The sequence below is a fragment of the Streptomyces sp. NPDC002577 genome, assembly GCF_053594815.1.
In genome coordinates, this window is sequence record NZ_JBSFWK010000048.1 from 1 (window position 1) to 14,933 (window position 14,933).

The 14,933-nt window shown below is 71.2% G+C and carries 15 protein-coding genes; 9 read left to right on the forward strand and 6 right to left on the reverse strand.

Going from position 1 to position 14,933, the window contains the following annotated elements; genetic code table 11:
* Positions 1 to 90: 90 nt before the first annotated feature.
* From ACWD4J_RS36595 to ACWD4J_RS36605, 3 genes are all read right to left on the reverse strand, one after another.
* Positions 91 to 675, reverse strand: coding sequence for a hypothetical protein (locus ACWD4J_RS36595; protein WP_451399835.1), 585 nt, complete (start codon positions 673 to 675; stop codon positions 91 to 93).
* A 99-nt stretch (positions 676 to 774) separates the two neighbouring features.
* Positions 775 to 1,617, reverse strand: a complete 843-nt coding sequence (locus tag ACWD4J_RS36600) for a MurR/RpiR family transcriptional regulator (protein WP_451399836.1) — start codon at positions 1,615 to 1,617, stop codon at positions 775 to 777.
* Positions 1,618 to 1,739: 122 nt separating this feature from the next.
* Entirely contained in the window at positions 1,740 to 3,320 is a 1,581-nt protein-coding gene (locus tag ACWD4J_RS36605; protein ID WP_451399837.1) for an aromatic amino acid ammonia-lyase, read from the reverse strand.
* A 151-nt stretch (positions 3,321 to 3,471) separates the two neighbouring features.
* Between ACWD4J_RS36605 and ACWD4J_RS36610 the strand changes: the two genes are divergently transcribed.
* From ACWD4J_RS36610 to ACWD4J_RS36630, 5 genes are all read left to right on the forward strand, one after another.
* Complete coding sequence (locus tag ACWD4J_RS36610) at positions 3,472 to 4,521, forward strand: ABC transporter ATP-binding protein (RefSeq protein WP_451399838.1); 1,050 nt, start codon at positions 3,472 to 3,474, stop codon at positions 4,519 to 4,521.
* On the forward strand, positions 4,518 to 5,165 hold the full coding sequence (locus ACWD4J_RS36615) for an ABC transporter permease (RefSeq protein WP_451399839.1): 648 nt from the start codon (positions 4,518 to 4,520) through the stop codon (positions 5,163 to 5,165). Before ACWD4J_RS36610 ends, ACWD4J_RS36615 begins: the two co-directional genes overlap by 4 nt.
* 4 nt (positions 5,166 to 5,169) lie before the next feature.
* The gene (locus ACWD4J_RS36620; protein WP_451399840.1) at positions 5,170 to 5,832 is read left to right on the forward strand and encodes an ABC transporter permease; all 663 of its coding nucleotides are present in this window, start codon (positions 5,170 to 5,172) and stop codon (positions 5,830 to 5,832) included.
* Positions 5,833 to 5,851: 19 nt separating this feature from the next.
* Positions 5,852 to 6,790: an ABC transporter substrate-binding protein gene (locus ACWD4J_RS36625; RefSeq protein ID WP_451399841.1), complete on the forward strand. Its 939-nt coding sequence runs from the start codon at positions 5,852 to 5,854 to the stop codon at positions 6,788 to 6,790.
* Between the two features lie 74 nt (positions 6,791 to 6,864).
* Complete coding sequence (locus ACWD4J_RS36630) at positions 6,865 to 7,281, forward strand: hypothetical protein (RefSeq protein ID WP_451399842.1); 417 nt, start codon at positions 6,865 to 6,867, stop codon at positions 7,279 to 7,281.
* 397 nt (positions 7,282 to 7,678) lie between these two features.
* Here ACWD4J_RS36630 and ACWD4J_RS36635 read toward each other — a convergent pair whose 3' ends face one another.
* On the reverse strand, positions 7,679 to 9,070 hold the full coding sequence (locus ACWD4J_RS36635; RefSeq protein WP_451399843.1) for a cystathionine beta-synthase: 1,392 nt from the start codon (positions 9,068 to 9,070) through the stop codon (positions 7,679 to 7,681).
* Positions 9,071 to 9,269: 199 nt separating this feature from the next.
* Here ACWD4J_RS36635 and ACWD4J_RS36640 point away from each other — a divergent pair, with 199 nt between their 5' ends.
* From ACWD4J_RS36640 to ACWD4J_RS36650, 3 genes are all read left to right on the forward strand, one after another.
* On the forward strand, positions 9,270 to 10,334 hold the full coding sequence (locus ACWD4J_RS36640; protein WP_451399844.1) for an SGNH/GDSL hydrolase family protein: 1,065 nt from the start codon (positions 9,270 to 9,272) through the stop codon (positions 10,332 to 10,334).
* A gap of 355 nt (positions 10,335 to 10,689) precedes the next feature.
* A complete protein-coding gene (locus tag ACWD4J_RS36645) occupies positions 10,690 to 11,910 on the forward strand; it encodes an acetyl-CoA C-acetyltransferase (RefSeq protein WP_451399845.1) in 1,221 nt (406 codons plus the stop codon).
* 220 nt (positions 11,911 to 12,130) lie between these two features.
* On the forward strand, positions 12,131 to 12,913 hold the full coding sequence (locus ACWD4J_RS36650; protein WP_451399888.1) for a hypothetical protein: 783 nt from the start codon (positions 12,131 to 12,133) through the stop codon (positions 12,911 to 12,913).
* 183 nt (positions 12,914 to 13,096) lie between these two features.
* Here the strand turns inward: ACWD4J_RS36650 and ACWD4J_RS36655 are convergent, their stop codons facing one another.
* On the reverse strand, positions 13,097 to 13,408 hold the full coding sequence (locus tag ACWD4J_RS36655) for a hypothetical protein (protein WP_451399846.1): 312 nt from the start codon (positions 13,406 to 13,408) through the stop codon (positions 13,097 to 13,099).
* 101 nt (positions 13,409 to 13,509) lie between these two features.
* On the opposite strand from ACWD4J_RS36655, the gene ACWD4J_RS36660 reads away from it, so the two are divergent.
* The gene (locus ACWD4J_RS36660; RefSeq protein ID WP_451399847.1) at positions 13,510 to 13,740 is read left to right on the forward strand and encodes a DUF4287 domain-containing protein; all 231 of its coding nucleotides are present in this window, start codon (positions 13,510 to 13,512) and stop codon (positions 13,738 to 13,740) included.
* 120 nt (positions 13,741 to 13,860) lie between these two features.
* Here ACWD4J_RS36660 and ACWD4J_RS36665 read toward each other — a convergent pair whose 3' ends face one another.
* The gene (locus tag ACWD4J_RS36665; RefSeq protein WP_451399848.1) at positions 13,861 to 14,772 is read right to left on the reverse strand and encodes a Bax inhibitor-1/YccA family protein; all 912 of its coding nucleotides are present in this window, start codon (positions 14,770 to 14,772) and stop codon (positions 13,861 to 13,863) included.
* Between the last annotated feature and the right edge of the window lie 161 nt (positions 14,773 to 14,933).

The following is a 14,933-nucleotide window of genomic DNA, read 5'->3' on the forward strand; positions in this document are numbered from 1 at the left end:
CACGAGGGCGCTCCGGCGCCTTGCGATCGCACGCACCAGACACCGCGAGGCCCGCCCTCCGGGCGGACGACGGGAATTTGACGACAGGGCCTAGACGAGTGCGCCCGTCCGTCGGCGGGAGCCACCGGGGGCGGCGTCGCCCGCCGCGACGCCCGTCGTGCGATAGCCCTTGGCCCGCTTGCCCGCCGGGGCGCCGGCGCCCCGGCCGAGCCAGTCGACGCGTACCCACAGCAGCGCGGCGTCGTTGCGCTCGCGGCGGCCCAGACGGGCGGCCTTCAGCCAGAGGCCTGCGCCGGTGCCGGCGAGCAGCATCCCGCCGGCCGCCGGCACAGCGAACGCGCTGCCCAGCGCGGCGAGGAAGGCGAGCAGCAGCCACCAGCGGTGGCCGCGCCGCCAGTTGCGGACCGTCACGGCGCGGTCCTGCAGCACGTCGTTCTTGCCCGCGCGCGCGGCACCGGCGGCGAGGGCCGCATACCGCTTCCTGTGGGCATACGCCACGACGGCGGCGGCCACCAGGAAGAGAGCGGCGCCTGCGAGCACCCCGATGCGACGGCCGGTGAGGCCGGGCGGGAGTACGCCGATGCCGGCGGCGAACACACCGAGCCACCACAGCGGTGCGGCTCCGGCGCGTACGACCACCGCGACCCGAGCAAGCCCCTGACCTCCGCGTGCCACGTTCCGCCTCCTGACAGCTCCTTCGCCGGCCTGTTCAGCGAGGGAGGGTAGTGGCGGACTCTGAGGAGCCGATGAGAAACGACGAAGGCCCCGCGCCGGCTACTCGACGAACAGGCCCCGCGCAGCCGCCTTCGTGTCGAACTCCTCCAGCCGGGCCTGGGCGTCCGGCAGGTCGTCGCACATCGCCTCCAGCAGCACCCGGCCCAGCAGCATCGGGGCGCAGGCCGTGTCGAAGGCGAGGCCCGTACCGACGGCGGCAGGGAGCAGGAGGTCCGACACCTTCGCCACCGGGGCGAACGCGCTGTCGGCGACCGTGACCACCGTGAGACCGGCCTCCTGGGCGTACGCCAGCGCGTCCACGACCTCCCGCGGATGGCGCGGCAGCGCGAAGCAGAGCAGCGCCGTCGCCCCGGCCCGGACGGCCGCGTCGATGCGGTCGGCGAGCATCGAACCGCCCTCGTTCAGCAGCCGCACGTCCGGATGCACCTTCGCGGCGAAGTACGCGAAGCCGTACGCCTGGGACGCGGCCGCGCGCAGGCCGAGGACCGGCAGCGGGCGGGACGCCGCGAGCAGGCGTCCGGCGCGGGCCACCGGCCGCGGATCGGCGAGCAGCTCCGCGAGATGGCGGAGGTTCTCGATCTCGGCCTCGACCGCCTGCTGGTACTCGTTGGACGAGGTCGCGCCGGCCGGGGCCTCCGCCGGCGCCACCTCGCGCAGGTGCCTGCGCAGCGCGGGATAGCCGTCGAAGCCGAGTGCGACGGCGAAGCGGGTCACCGACGGCTGGCTGACGCCGGCGAGCTCGGCCAGTTCCACGCTGGACAGGAACGGCACGTCGGCGGCCCGGCGCACCATGCTGTGCGCGATGCGGCGCTGGGTGGGGGTCAGCCGGTGCCCCTCGAACAGCGCCTGCAGCCGGGCGGCCGGACTGTCGCTCACGCTCATGCCGTCTTCCCCCTCATCACGTCGGCCCTCATCCTCGCCTCGGGCTCCGTCACCGCGTCGGTCCTCGTCCTGAGCTCCCGACCCCGTCACGACGTCGGCCCTCATTCTCGCGTCCGCCCCCGTCATGGCGTCGCACCCTTCATCACAGCGGAGCCCGTGATCACATCGCTCACAGCGGAGCCCGTCATCGCGTCGGCCCGCTTCACCACTTCGGACATGAGCTCCGTGAACCGGTCGAGCAGTGCGGCCGCGGCCGTCACGTCGTCGGTGAGCGGCCGGTCCGCGAGTTCCGGGTCGAGCACCGATTCGGCGAGCTCCAGCGCCCGCCCCACCGGCAGCTCCGGCTCGGGCCGCAGGTCGCGCTGGCGCAGCGCGCGTACGGCGGCGACGAGTTCGCAGCCGACGACGAGCCGGAACGCCCCGCAGGCCCGCAGCGTCTGCCGGGCCGCGAGCGACGCGAAGCTGGCCTGCTCCTCGACGCCCCGGGAGAGTACAGCGTGGCCGAGCGAGGCCGGTGCGGAGAAGGCCCGCAGATCGCCGAGCGCGGCCCCGGCGGCGTACTCCAGGATCATCACCCCGGACGAGGCGGGCTCGTGATCGGCAAGGAAGGGGCGCAGACGCGTGTACGCCGGTTCGTTGAGGGTCGACAGGCGCGAGGTGGACAGGCGGGCGACCGAGGCGAGAGCCAGCCTGAAGTGGTCCAGGGCCAGGGCCAGCTGCGCCATGTAGAAGCCGCCGTGGTGGTAGGCCGCCATGTCCTCGGGGGAGATCAGCGGGTTCTCGGCGGCCGCGTTGATCTCGATGGTCAGTATCTCTGCGAGGGTGTCGGCCGCGTCGTGCGCGGGCCCGTGGATCTGCGGCAGGCAGCGCAGGCCGTACGGGTCCTGGATGCGGCCGAGGGGCGGGGTGGGCCGGTCGGCGGCGCCGATCAGCTCACGCATGCGCCGGGCGACCTCGTACGAGCCACGGTGGCGGCGTGCCGCGTGCACCGGCTCCGCGTACGCCTCGTGCGAGCCGTCGACCGCGAGCAGCGACAGGGCGGCGACGACCTGGGTGGCGTCGATGAGGCCGCGCAGTTCGTGCAGGGCGAGCGCGGACTGGCCGAGTGTCAGGGCGTTGCTGCTGATGAGGGCGAGCGCGTCGTTGTTGTCGAGCGGCTGCGGCTCGGGGCCCTGCCCCCGCCAGGGGTGTTCGCCGGCGAGTGCGAGGCCCACCTGGGCGAGGGCGGCGATGTCACCGGTGCCGACCGAGCCGAACTCGTTGACGACGGGGTGCGCGCCCGCCTCCAGGGCGTCGCACAGCGCGGTGACGACACCGGGGCGCAGGCCAGCGCCGCCCGCGAGCAGCTGGTTGGCGCGCACCGCGAGCATCGCACGGACCTGCCGGGCGGGCAGTTCCTCGCCGATGGCGCCGGCGTGGCTGCGCAGCAGGCGCAGCCCGTGTTCGGCGGCGGCCTCGGTGGGCACGTCCTCGCTGCGGTTGGCGCCGACGCCGGTGGAGCGGCCGTAGACACGCCCGGTCGCGGCGATCTCGCGTGCCGCGTCCCAGGACTCCTTGACGCGCTTCATCGCCTCGGCGCCCGCCACGGGGCGGGCGGTGCCGTCGGCGAGCCGCACGACATCGGCGACCGCCAGCTCCTGCCCGTCGAGGACCACGCTGCCGGACGGCTCCCGAGCCGCCGTGTCCATGTTGCGAGACGACATCACACGCAAATCCTCCCTCTCCGGACGTCGGTGTCTTACCCCTCGGTCGTCCTCGGCCATATGTAACCAGCGATTAACGCTGAAGCATTGACAACCTATTCATTACCGAGAACTCTGCATGACAATATGCAGACCGGGCAAGGGACATCTCATGATCCAATTCGATGCGGTCCACAAGCGCTTCCCCAACGGCACAACGGCGGTCCATGACCTCTCCCTCGACATGCCGGAGGGCGGCGTCACCGTACTCGTCGGATCCTCCGGCTGCGGAAAGACCACGACCCTCCGCATGATCAACCGAATGGTCGACCCGACCTCCGGAACCATCCGGGTCGCCGGCCGCGACGTCCTCCAGCAGGACGCCGCGGAGCTTCGCCGCTCCATCGGCTACGTCATCCAGCAGGCCGGACTCTTCCCGCACCGCACCGTGCTCGACAACATCGCCACCGTGCCGCTGCTGCTCGGCTGGGGCCGCAGGAAGGCACGTACGCGGGCGGCGGAGCTGCTGGAGACCGTGGGCCTGCCCGCCGAGGCCGGCAAGCGCTACCCCCACCAGCTCTCCGGCGGCCAGCAGCAGCGCGTCGGCGTGGCCCGCGCACTCGCCGCCGACCCGCCCGTGCTGCTCATGGACGAGCCGTTCGGCGCCGTCGACCCCGTCGTCCGCACCCAGCTCCAGGACGAACTGCTCAGGCTCCAGAAGGAGCTGAGCAAGACGATCGTCTTCGTCACGCACGACATCGACGAGGCCGTCCGGCTCGGCGACCGCATCGCGGTCTTCCGCACCGGCGGCCATCTCGTCCAGTGCGCCTCGCCCGCCGAACTCCTCGCCCGCCCGGCGGACGACTTCGTCGCGGACTTCCTCGGCGCCGAACGCGGCCTGAAGCTGCTCTCGCTGACGACGCTGGCGGACGTCCCGCAGGGCCCGGCGCCGGAGGGCGCCCGCTGGGAACTGGTCCTCGACAGTGCTCGTACGCCCCTCGGCTGGCGCGACACGCAGGCCCCGAAGGACGCTCCACTCACCCCCGTACGCCCCCTGCGCGACGCCGACGCGCTGCTGTCCGCGCTCAACGAGGCCGTCGCCTCACCCGCCGGGCTCGTGGCCCGCGTCGACGCCGACGGTGCCCTCACCGGCGTCACCTCGCGCGACGACATCCACATCCACGCGGGACGCGCCCACGCCGAAGCGAGTGTCGCCGCATGACCATCGAGTGGAGCTGGATATCCGACCATGCGGGCGACCTGGCCACCCTCACCGTCTCGCATCTCCAGGCCGCCCTGTCCGCCGTCTTCTTCGGGCTGCTGATCTCCCTGCCGCTGGCCGTCGTGGCGCACCGGATCCGCCCGCTCCGCGGCTTCCTGCTCGGCCTGTCGAACGTCCTTTTCACGATCCCGTCGATCGCGATCTTCGTACTGCTGCTCCCGGTCTCCGGTCTGACCCGCACCACCACCGTCATCGGCCTGACGATCTACACCCTGGTCGTGCTGCTGCGGAACACCGTCGAGGGCCTCGACTCCGTCCCCACCCGGACCAAGGAGGCCGCGACGGCCATGGGCACCAGGCCGCTGCGCGTGCTGCTCACCGTCGAGCTCCCGCTCGCGCTCCCGGTGATCATGGCGGGCGTCCGGATCGCCACGGTCATGTCGATCTCCCTCGTCTCGGTGGCGACCTACATCGGTGACGGCGGCCTCGGCCAGCTGTTCACCGACGGCTTCCAGCGCAACTTCCCCACCCCGGTCCTGGTCGGCGTCGCCCTGACACTGCTGCTTGCGCTGGTCGCGGACGCGCTACTGGTCGCCGTCCAGCACGTCCTGACTCCCTGGACCCGTCAGAAGCGGGGGGCCTGAGCCCATGTACGAGCTGTTCAAGAACCTCGGCGCCTGGCTGGTCAGCGGCGACCAGTGGTCCGGCCCCGACGGCATCACACACCGCCTCGCCGAGCACCTCCAGTACTCGCTGCTGGCCACGCTCATCGCCGCTGCCATCGCCCTGCCCGTCGGCCTGCTCATCGGCCACACCGGCCGGGGCGCCTTCCTCGCCATCAACCTCTCGTCGTTCGGCCGGGCCCTGCCCACTGTCGGCCTGGTGGTGCTGGTCTTCCTGGCCAGCGGCCTGTCCATGTGGCCGGTGTACGTGGCGCTGGTCGCCCTCGCCGTCCCGGCCATCGTGACCAACACCTACGCGGGCATGACCGCCGTCGACCCGGAGGTGAAGGACGCGGCCCGCGGCCAGGGCATGCGCGCCCACCAGGTCCTCTTCCAGGTGGAGCTCCCCCTCGCCCTGCCGCTGATCATGACCGGCCTGCGGCTCGCGCTGATCCAGGTGGTCGCGACGGCCACCATCGCCGCGTACGTCAGCTTCGGTGGCCTCGGCCGGTACGTCTTCGACGGCCTGGCCCAGCGCGACCTCGTTCAGGTGCTGGGCGGCGCGGTTCTGGTCGCGGTCATCGCCGTCGCCCTGGACCTCGCGCTCGCCGGCCTCCAGCGCGCCCTCTTCCGACACCGCCCCGCCTAGGGCCAAGGAGCAACGAACCATGAACCGCAGGACTCTCCTCGGCGGCCTGTTCGCCGCCGCCTCCGTCCCCGCACTCGCCGCCTGCGGCAGCGGCATCACCTCGCTCGACGGCCAGGGCGGCGTCGGCACCGGCGCCGGCTCCAGCAAGAACGGCATCACCATCGGCACCGCCAACTTCACCGAGAACCAGGTGCTCGGCTACCTGTACGCCGCCGTCCTGGAGGCGGCCGGCGTGAAGACCACGGTCCGCCCCAACCTCGGCACCCGCGAGATCCTCATCCCCGCACTCAAGGGCGGCGACATCGATCTCCTGCCCGAGTACCAGGGCGCGCTGCTGCACTACCTCGCGCCGAAGGCGAAGGCCACGGAGGAGGGCGAGATGCAGAACGCCCTCGCCATCGCCCTGCCCAGCGGCCTGCAGGTCCTGCCGTACGGGATGGCCGAGGACTCGGACGCGTTCGTCGTCACGCGCGAGACGGCGAAGAAGTACGGGCTCACGTCACTGGCCGACCTGGCCAAGCAGAACGGCAAGCTCGTCATCGGAGCCGCCCCCGAGGTCAAGAAGCGCGCCGTCGGCGTGGTCGGCCTGAAGGACGTCTACGGTGTCGAGTTCAAGGAGTTCAAGTCGCTGGACTCCTCCGGGCCACTGGTCAAGGGCGCCCTGAAGAAGGGCGATGTGGACGTCGCGAACCTCTTCACCACCGACACCGACATCCAGGCCAACGACTGGGTCGTCCTCACCGACCCCAAGAACCTCATCCCCGGCCAGCACATCGTCCCCCTCATCGCCGACCGCAAGGCCGACTCGACGGTCCGCAGGGCGCTCGCCGAGCTGGGCAACGTACTGACGACGGAGGACCTCACCGAACTCAATCGGCAGGTGGACAAGGACAAGAAGGACCCGGAGGACGTGGCTCAGGCATACGCGGCCCGGAAGGAGCTCACCAAGGCGCAGTAAGCCCCGGGGCGACGCACTCGAAGAGGGGGGTTAGCCCCAGTGACCGAGCCGCGCCGGCTCCGTAGCGTGGTGGCATGGACACCCGTGACGCCGAACTCAAGAAGGAACTCGACGCCACCCTGCAGGCGCGCAGGGAGCTCGGCGAGGAGTACGACTCCGCGCTGGTCGAGTCGTTCCTGGACAAGGTCGATCAACGCCTCGACGCCATGGTCGACCAGCGGGTACGGCGCCATCTCGCTGAGCAGCAGATGGCGGCCGCGCGGGGCTCGCGACCTCCGCGCTCCGGCGACTCATGGGCAGAACGCTTCGGCTTCGGCCTGGTCTCCCTGATCCTCGCCATCCCGCTCTCCGCGATCGGCGCCGGAACAGCGGGCTTCCCCGGCCTCGCCGTGGCTTGGGCAGGAATCGTCGGCGTCAACACGGTCCAGTCCCTGCGCACCCGCCCGGGCTTCGGCACGCGCAGGGGGAAGCCCTCCGGCTGGGAGGAGTAGACGCCTCGCACACCACGACACAGGGCGCCCCAGAAATCTGGGGCGCCCTACGACCCGCTGAGCCACAGCGGCAAGCATTGCGCGGGGACCGCCGCACCCCCGTTACCGGGGGGCGGGACGACGGCGGTCCCCGCGAGGGACGCGGGCCGGGTCAGGGCCGGGCTGCGCGTCCGTGGCGTCCATGGAGGTCCGGGAGCCGCTCCGGAGGTCCTTGACGCCGTTTGGGTTGCCGGCCTGGGAGGGGAGCCGCTCCCTCCCTGCCGACAACCACTAATGTGCCGGACCCGTGTTAAGCGGGTGCTGCGCGGACGTGACGCGTGCGTACCACTTCCACGAAGTTCCCGAAGGTCCGAACCGGCGTTCCCGCCGACCCGAACCCGCGTTCCCCCGGAATCGGTTACTGCTTGCCGCCCTTGGCCAGGAACGCCAGCAGGTCCTGCCTGCTCACCACGCCGGTCGGCTTGCCCTCGACCAGCACGATCGCCGCGTCCGCGGTGCCCAGTACGGACATCAGGTCGCCGACCGGCTCACCTGAGCCGACCTGCGGCAGCGGCGCCGACATGTGCTTCTCCAGCGGGTCGTCGAGCGAGGCGCGCTGCGTGAACAGGGCGTCCAGCAGCTCGCGTTCGACGACCGAGCCCACGACCTCGGCGGCCATCACGTCCGGATGCCCGGCGCCCGGCTTGACGATCGGCATCTGCGAGACGCCGTACTCGCGCAGCACCTCGATGGCCTGACCGACCGTCTCGTCCGGGTGCATATGGACGAGCGAGGGGATGCTGCCGCGCTCTTTGTCGTTCAGTACGTCGCCGACGCGCGCGCTGGGGCCGGCGTCCTCCAGGAAGCCGTAGTCCGCCATCCACTCGTCGTTGAAGATCTTGCTGAGGTAGCCCCGGCCGCTGTCGGGGAGGAGCACGACCACGACGTCGTCCGGGCCGAGCCGCTCGGCGACGCGCAGTGCCGCCACCACCGCCATGCCGCAGGAGCCGCCGACCAGCAGGCCCTCCTCGCGGGCGAGGCGGCGGGTCATCTGGAAGGAGTCCTTGTCGGAGACGGCGATGATCTCGTCGGCGACGGTGCGGTCGTAGGCGGTCGGCCAGAAGTCCTCGCCGACGCCTTCGACGAGATACGGACGCCCGGAACCGCCGGAGTAGACGGAGCCCTCGGGGTCGGCGCCGATCACCTTCACGCGGCCGTCGCTGGCGTCCTTCAGATAGCGGCCGGTACCGGAGATCGTCCCGCCGGTGCCGACGCCCGCCACGAAATGGGTGATCTTTCCGTCGGTCTGTTCCCACAGCTCGGGGCCGGTCGAGTGATAGTGCGAGAGCGGGTTGTTGGGGTTGGAGTACTGGTCCGGCTTCCAGGCGCCGGGGGTCTCCCGCACGAGCCGGTCGGAGACGTTGTAGTACGAGTCCGGGTGCTCCGGGGCGACGGCCGTGGGGCAGACGACGACCTCCGCTCCGTACGCCCGAAGGACGTTGATCTTGTCGGTCGACACCTTGTCAGGGCAGACGAAGATGCACTTGTAGCCCTTCTGCTGGGCCACGATCGCCAGGCCGACGCCGGTGTTTCCGCTGGTGGGCTCGACGATCGTGCCGCCCGGCTGCAGCTCGCCGCTCTGTTCGGCGGCCTCGATCATGCGCAGGGCGATGCGGTCCTTCACGGAACCGCCGGGGTTGAAGTACTCGACCTTCGCCAGGACGGTCGCCTGGATGCCCGCGGTCACGTTGTTGAGCCTCACCAGCGGGGTGTTGCCGACGAGGCTGATCATCGAGTCGTGGAATTGCACCGTTGTCTCCGGAGCTGCAAGAGGAAGCCGCACAGGGATCTGCACAGGAATCTGCGCAGGGATCCATCAGGGATCCGCATAGGGATGGTGCCGTCAGCCTAAGGCCGCAGGGGCCTCCGTTCACGTGCCGTTGCGATTGGGCCGCCCACTTCACGGGGCAAGGTGTGGTTGTACGGCTACGAGGAGGTGGCTCCGGCGTATGTCGAGGGCGAGGGTGGCACGGCGAATCGCCGCGGGCGCGGCGTACGGCGGTGGCGGGATCGGGTTGCTGGGCGCTGCTGCGGTCGGGGTGTTACTGACCGAGGTGCAGATGGCAAAACGTCACGTCGGGAATGGCGCCATGGATCCGCCGCCGCGCGCGGACGGGCTGTTCGGGCTCCAGTACCCCGCGCCGGACGGACCCCTCCGGCTGACCATGCTCGGCGATTCGACGGCGGCCGGGCAGGGCGTGCGCCGGGCCCGGCAGACGCCCGGGGCGCTGCTCGCCTCGGGGCTCGCGGCCGTCGCCGAACGGCCCGTCGACCTGCGGAACGTGGCGCTGCCCGGGGCCAGGTCCGACGACCTGGACCGGCAGGTGACGCGGGCACTCGTGGACTCGGACCGGGTCCCCGACATCTGCGTGATCATGATCGGTGCGAACGACGTGACGCGCCGGATGCCGCCCACGCGCTCCGTGCGCTACCTCTCTGCGGCGGTACGCCGGCTGCGGACCGCGGGCGCCGAGGTGGTCGTCGGGACCTGCCCTGATCTGGGCACGGTCGAGCAGGTGCAGCAGCCGCTGCGCTGGCTGGCGCGCCGCGCCTCGCGCCAGCTGGCCGCCGCGCAGACGATCGGCGTGGTGGAGCAGGGCGGCCGGACGGTGTCGTTGGGCGATCTGCTCGGGCCCGAGTTCGCGGCGAACCCGCGGGAGTTGTTCGGCCCCGACAACTACCACCCGTCGGCCGAGGGGTACGCCACCGCGGCCATGGCCATCCTGCCCACCGTGTGCGCCGCGCTGGGGCTGTGGCCGGCCGAGGAGGAGCGTCCGGACGCCTCGCGGCGGGAGGGGTTCCTGCCGGTGGCCCGGGCGGCCGTGGAAGCCGCGGCGGAGGGCGGTACGGAGGTCACGGCCGCGGTTCCCTCGGGGCCGCGGGGGCCGTGGGCCCTCCTCAAGCGGCGCCGCAGGCGCCGCGTCCCGGCGACAGACCCTGTTCCGAGCCCGGCCCCGGAGCAGGACGCGTCCGGGGCTGCGGCCCCGGACCCGGCCTCGAACCGGGCGACGTAGTCCGCTTCGGTTCGCCACCTGCCGGTGGGTGGGTCGGGGCCGCGCCGGCCCCGACCCACTGTTGTGGGCAGTCGTTCCTCCCCCAGCTACCGCTGGGAGGTGCCCCCAGGCGATGGGGGTGCCTCCCATGCCCTTGAGGCAATGGGGGAGGGTGGGCACAACGCACGTCGTACGGCGCCCTCGCGCGGGACCCGCACCCGGGACGGGTAGCCGCAACCCACGACGTACCCTGACACTGAGCGGGCGCTTAGAAATGCGGCCCTCATCACAGTACGTATCGCATGACCATCGCGATACGTACGGGTAACTTCCCAGTGAGTCCTGCCCGATTCCTCACCGGACACCTGGAGCCGTGATGCCCGAAGCCGTGATCGTCTCAGCCGCCCGTTCGCCGATCGGCCGCGCCTTCAAGGGCTCGCTCAAAGATCTGCGGCCGGACGACCTGACCGCCACGATCATCCAGGCCGCCCTGGCCAAGGTCCCCGAGCTGGACCCGAGGGACATCGACGACCTGATGCTCGGCTGTGGTCTGCCCGGCGGCGAGCAGGGCAACAACCTGGGCCGCATCGTCGCCGTGCAGATGGGCATGGACCACCTGCCGGGCTGCACGATCACCCGTTACTGCTCCTCGTCGCTGCAGACGTCCCGTATGGCGCTGCACGCCATCAAGGCGGGCGAGGGCGACGTCTTCATCTCGGCCGGTGTCGAGATGGTCTCCCGCTTCACCAAGGGCAACTCCGACAGCCTTCCGGACACGCGCAACCCCCTCTTCGCGGAGGCCGAGGCCCGTACCGCCGCCGTCGCCGAGACCGAGGGCGCGGACTGGCACGACCCGCGCGAGGACGGCCTGCTGCCCGACGCGTACATCTCGATGGGCCAGACCGCCGAGAACCTCGCCCGCCTCAAGGGCGTCACGCGCGAGGAGATGGACGAGTTCGGCGTCCGCTCGCAGAACCTCGCCGAGCAGGCCATCGCCAAGGGCTTCTGGGAGCGCGAGATCACCCCGGTGACGCTCCCGGACGGGACCGTGGTGAGCCAGGACGACGGTCCGCGTGCCGGCGTCACGCTCGAAGGCGTGCAGGGCCTGAAGCCCGTGTTCCGTCCCGACGGCCGTGTCACCGCCGCCAACTGCTGCCCGCTCAACGACGGCGCCGCGGCCCTCGTGATCATGAGCGACACCAAGGCCCGCGAGCTGGGTCTCACCCCGCTCGCCCGCATCGTGTCCACCGGCGTCTCGGGCCTGTCCCCCGAGATCATGGGCTACGGCCCGGTGGAGGCGTCGCAGCAGGCCCTGTCCCGCGCCGGGCTGACCATCGGCGACATCGATCTGGTCGAGATCAACGAGGCCTTCGCCGCCCAGGTCATCCCGTCCTACCGCGATCTCGGCATCGACATCGACAAGCTGAACGTCAACGGCGGCGCCATCGCGGTCGGCCACCCCTTCGGCATGACGGGCGCCCGCATCACCGGCACCCTGATCAACAGCCTGCAGTTCCACGACAAGCAGTTCGGTCTGGAGACCATGTGCGTCGGCGGCGGCCAGGGCATGGCCATGGTCATCGAGCGCCTCAGCTGAGCCTCTCCCGGGCCGATTCGTGATCCAATCTCCCCCAGGATGTGACTTATCTCCTGGGGGAGAGCCATATCTGCAGGTCAGTCCGGCGCCGGTGGAAACCCGGGACCAAAGAACTGTCCAGTTGGTGACGTATTGCACTGACAGCCGGGTGGCACAGGCCCCAAGCTGAGGTAAGAAGTCGGGGGTCTCTGTCTGAATTCAGGAGTACGTCGTGAGTGCCATGCCTCTAGCCCTGCTGCTCACCACGACCGCCGCCACGGTCGTGGGCGTCGCCGCCCTGCGCTCGCTGCACGGGGTGCGCAAGCAGATCGCGGCGCTGCGCGTGGAGCTGGCCGAGGGGCGCACGGCATTCACCCGTGTCGCGGTGCCCGCCGCCCGTACGACGTCCGACTCCGACGCGATACGCCTTGCCGTCGCCGCCGCCCTCGCAGACGAGCGTGAGCGCGAGCTGGCGGAGGCCCGTGCGTTCTGGGCGGCGCAGGAGGCGCGTGACGCCACGGACGCCCCGTCGCTGCTCGGACTGCCGTTCGACGACGGGTATCTGCCCCGCCCGTCCGACTTCGCGGGCCTGGAGCGCCTCGAGCCGGTGGCCGAGCCCGCATCCGAAGCCGACGAGTTCGCCGGGGAGTCCGCCGAGCTGGCCGCGGCCCGGCGCCGTCACCCCTCGCACCCGGACTTCGTCCCGGCGCAGACCCGGGGCGGCGACGACCACGAGCGCACCATGTCCCGTCTTGAGAAGCTCGCCGAGTCCGGCACGACGCTGGCCGACGTGCGGCCAGGGCCGCTGGGCACGCTCGATGTGTATGTGTTCGCGGACGGTACGACGCTGTGCATGACCCCGGGCCACCGCGAGACGGCCGAGCGGCTGGCCGTCGCACTGCGCGACGGCGAGGCCCCCGTGCTGCTGGGCGGCTCCGCCGTCTCCGGCGCCTACGCGCTGACCTTCGCGTGCGGTGACGAGAACGTGTACGTCCTGGCGGACCGGGTCATCGCCAGCCTCTGATTTCCGGGGCCCCCGCTACGGGGCCTCGTAGCCGGGCCCCTTGGCCGGGGCCCCGCCCCTCCGCTCGGCGCGCGCCATCGCCCCCCGGGTGCACCCCTGCCGTCCTGGGACACGGCGTCGTCCCGGGACGCGCCCATTGATCGGGGCGCGCCTAAAAAATCGCCTTCGGGCGCGGAAGAGCGGCTACACCCCGGCCCGCTTCTGGGCCTCCGCCACCAGCGCCACCGCCTCGGCGAGCTGACGCTCGTCCTGCAGTACGAGCGCCAGGTCGCGGACCGCGACCGTGATCTGGTCCGCGGCCGCGAACATCCCCGCGTCCGGCATCTCGCGCGGCTCCGCCTCCGGGTCCTCCAGACGCTGGGCCCGCAGCGAGAGTTCCCTGGCCAGGGCCAGTGCCTCGGCCGCCGCGCCACGCTGCAGTCGGCTCTGCGGAGCGGCCCTGAGACGGTCGGCGAAATGGTCCACGGCGGACGTCAATGGAGTCGTATCTAGCACGCCGCGACCCTATGCGCCCGACCCGGGCTGTTGCCAACGGGCGAACGCTCAGGCACGGTGGCGTGAAGGACGGAACACATCGAATGCGTCCGGAGGCGCCGATGTCCCAAGTCTTCTCCGAGGAGACCCACCGCAATCTGCTCGCTCGCATCCCTCAGTGCACCGGCCGTGAAGTCTCCGACTGGCTTCGGGCTGTCGATGAAGGCCCCGCTCTCTTCCGCTTCGAAGAGAAGGTCAGCTGGCTCCGTGCCGAGCACAATCTCGCGTACGGGCACGCCAAGGCAATCATTCACGAGCACGACCTGAGGCGGGCCGCGCGCAAGCTGCTCTGAGCGCGCGCCGCCGGAAGGCGTCACAACACAACGGCGAGGGGCCCGCGAACCAGGTGGTTCGCGGGCCCCTCGCCGTTGTGCCGGTGGCGGCTGCCGTGGGAGGCAGCCGTCCGCGGCCCTTTAGTCGCTGCTGCTGAAGATGGCGGCCAGCCGCAGCATCTCGACGTAGATCCACACGAGCGTCATGGTCAGGCCGAACGCGGCCAGCCACGCCTCCTCGCGGGGGGCGCCGTAGGCGATGCCGTCCTCGATCTGCTTGAAGTCGAGGGTGAGGAAGAAGGCGCCGAGCAGGATCGCGATGACGCCGACGATCGCGCCGAGCGGGCCCATGCTGCGCAGTCCGCCGTCTTCGGCGACGCCGAAGGCGACCAGCAGCAGGTTCACCGCCATGACCAGGACGAACGCGATGGCGATCGCCATGCCGATGCGTGCGTACCGGGCGGTGACGCGGACCCAGCCGGCCTTGTAGACCAGCAGCGTGGCGGCGGAGACCGCCATGGTGCCCAGCACGGCCTGGAAGGGCGCGCCGCTCCACTGGCTGTTGAACATCTCGCTGATGACGCCGAGGAAGACACCCTCGAAGGCGGCATAGCCGAGGATCAGCGCGGGCGACGCCTTGCGCTTGAAGGACTGGATGATGGCCAGCACGAACGCCACGAGTCCGGAGCCGACGGCGAGGCCGTAGCTCGTGGACGACACCGGCAGCACGGCCCAGGCCAGGACGGCGAAGACGGCGACCGTGCCGAGCGTCATGGCCGAGCGCATGATGACGTCGTCCATCGTCATGCGGCCGGTGGTGACCGGGGCCTGCGGCGGGGCGCCGTACTGCAGGTCCTGGGGCGCGTACGGGTTCTGGGCGTAGGGGTTGTTGGGCGCCTGCGCGTACGGGTTGCCGCCCGCGTAGGGGTTGCCCTGGGCGTACTGCGTCCCGACAGCGGGTCCCCCGGCCTGCGGCTGCTGCGCGTTGAAGCCCGCGTAGCCGTTGTCGCGGCTGAACCCCCGTCGCGAGAAGACCGGGTTACTGCTCCTCATTTCACTCCTCCATGGCCGCCCTGCGCGGCCTTGCCCCAAGGGTAATGGCCGGGCAAAGAATTGCCTCTAGTGCTTGGGGAGGATCTTTCCCCGCTTGTGACCTCGAACACCGGTGTTTGATCTGGCATTCCCCCGATATTCCTCCGCTCGCTACCACGCCG

Bases quoted from the DNA above. Each gene is read 5' to 3' on its own strand.
- ACWD4J_RS36600 (WP_451399836.1), bottom strand. From the start codon at position 1,617: ATGAGCGTGAGCGACAGTCCGGCCGCCCGGCTGCAGGCGCTGTTCGAG.
- ACWD4J_RS36605 (WP_451399837.1), bottom strand. From the start codon at position 3,320: ATGTCGTCTCGCAACATGGACACGGCGGCTCGGGAGCCGTCCGGCAGC.
- ACWD4J_RS36610 (WP_451399838.1), top strand. From the start codon at position 3,472: ATGATCCAATTCGATGCGGTCCACAAGCGCTTCCCCAACGGCACAACG.
- ACWD4J_RS36615 (WP_451399839.1), top strand. From the start codon at position 4,518: ATGACCATCGAGTGGAGCTGGATATCCGACCATGCGGGCGACCTGGCC.
- ACWD4J_RS36620 (WP_451399840.1), top strand. From the start codon at position 5,170: ATGTACGAGCTGTTCAAGAACCTCGGCGCCTGGCTGGTCAGCGGCGAC.
- ACWD4J_RS36625 (WP_451399841.1), top strand. From the start codon at position 5,852: ATGAACCGCAGGACTCTCCTCGGCGGCCTGTTCGCCGCCGCCTCCGTC.
- ACWD4J_RS36630 (WP_451399842.1), top strand. From the start codon at position 6,865: ATGGACACCCGTGACGCCGAACTCAAGAAGGAACTCGACGCCACCCTG.
- ACWD4J_RS36640 (WP_451399844.1), top strand. From the start codon at position 9,270: ATGTCGAGGGCGAGGGTGGCACGGCGAATCGCCGCGGGCGCGGCGTAC.
- ACWD4J_RS36645 (WP_451399845.1), top strand. From the start codon at position 10,690: ATGCCCGAAGCCGTGATCGTCTCAGCCGCCCGTTCGCCGATCGGCCGC.
- ACWD4J_RS36650 (WP_451399888.1), top strand. From the start codon at position 12,131: ATGCCTCTAGCCCTGCTGCTCACCACGACCGCCGCCACGGTCGTGGGC.
- ACWD4J_RS36660 (WP_451399847.1), top strand. From the start codon at position 13,510: ATGTCCCAAGTCTTCTCCGAGGAGACCCACCGCAATCTGCTCGCTCGC.
- ACWD4J_RS36665 (WP_451399848.1), bottom strand. From the start codon at position 14,772: ATGAGGAGCAGTAACCCGGTCTTCTCGCGACGGGGGTTCAGCCGCGAC.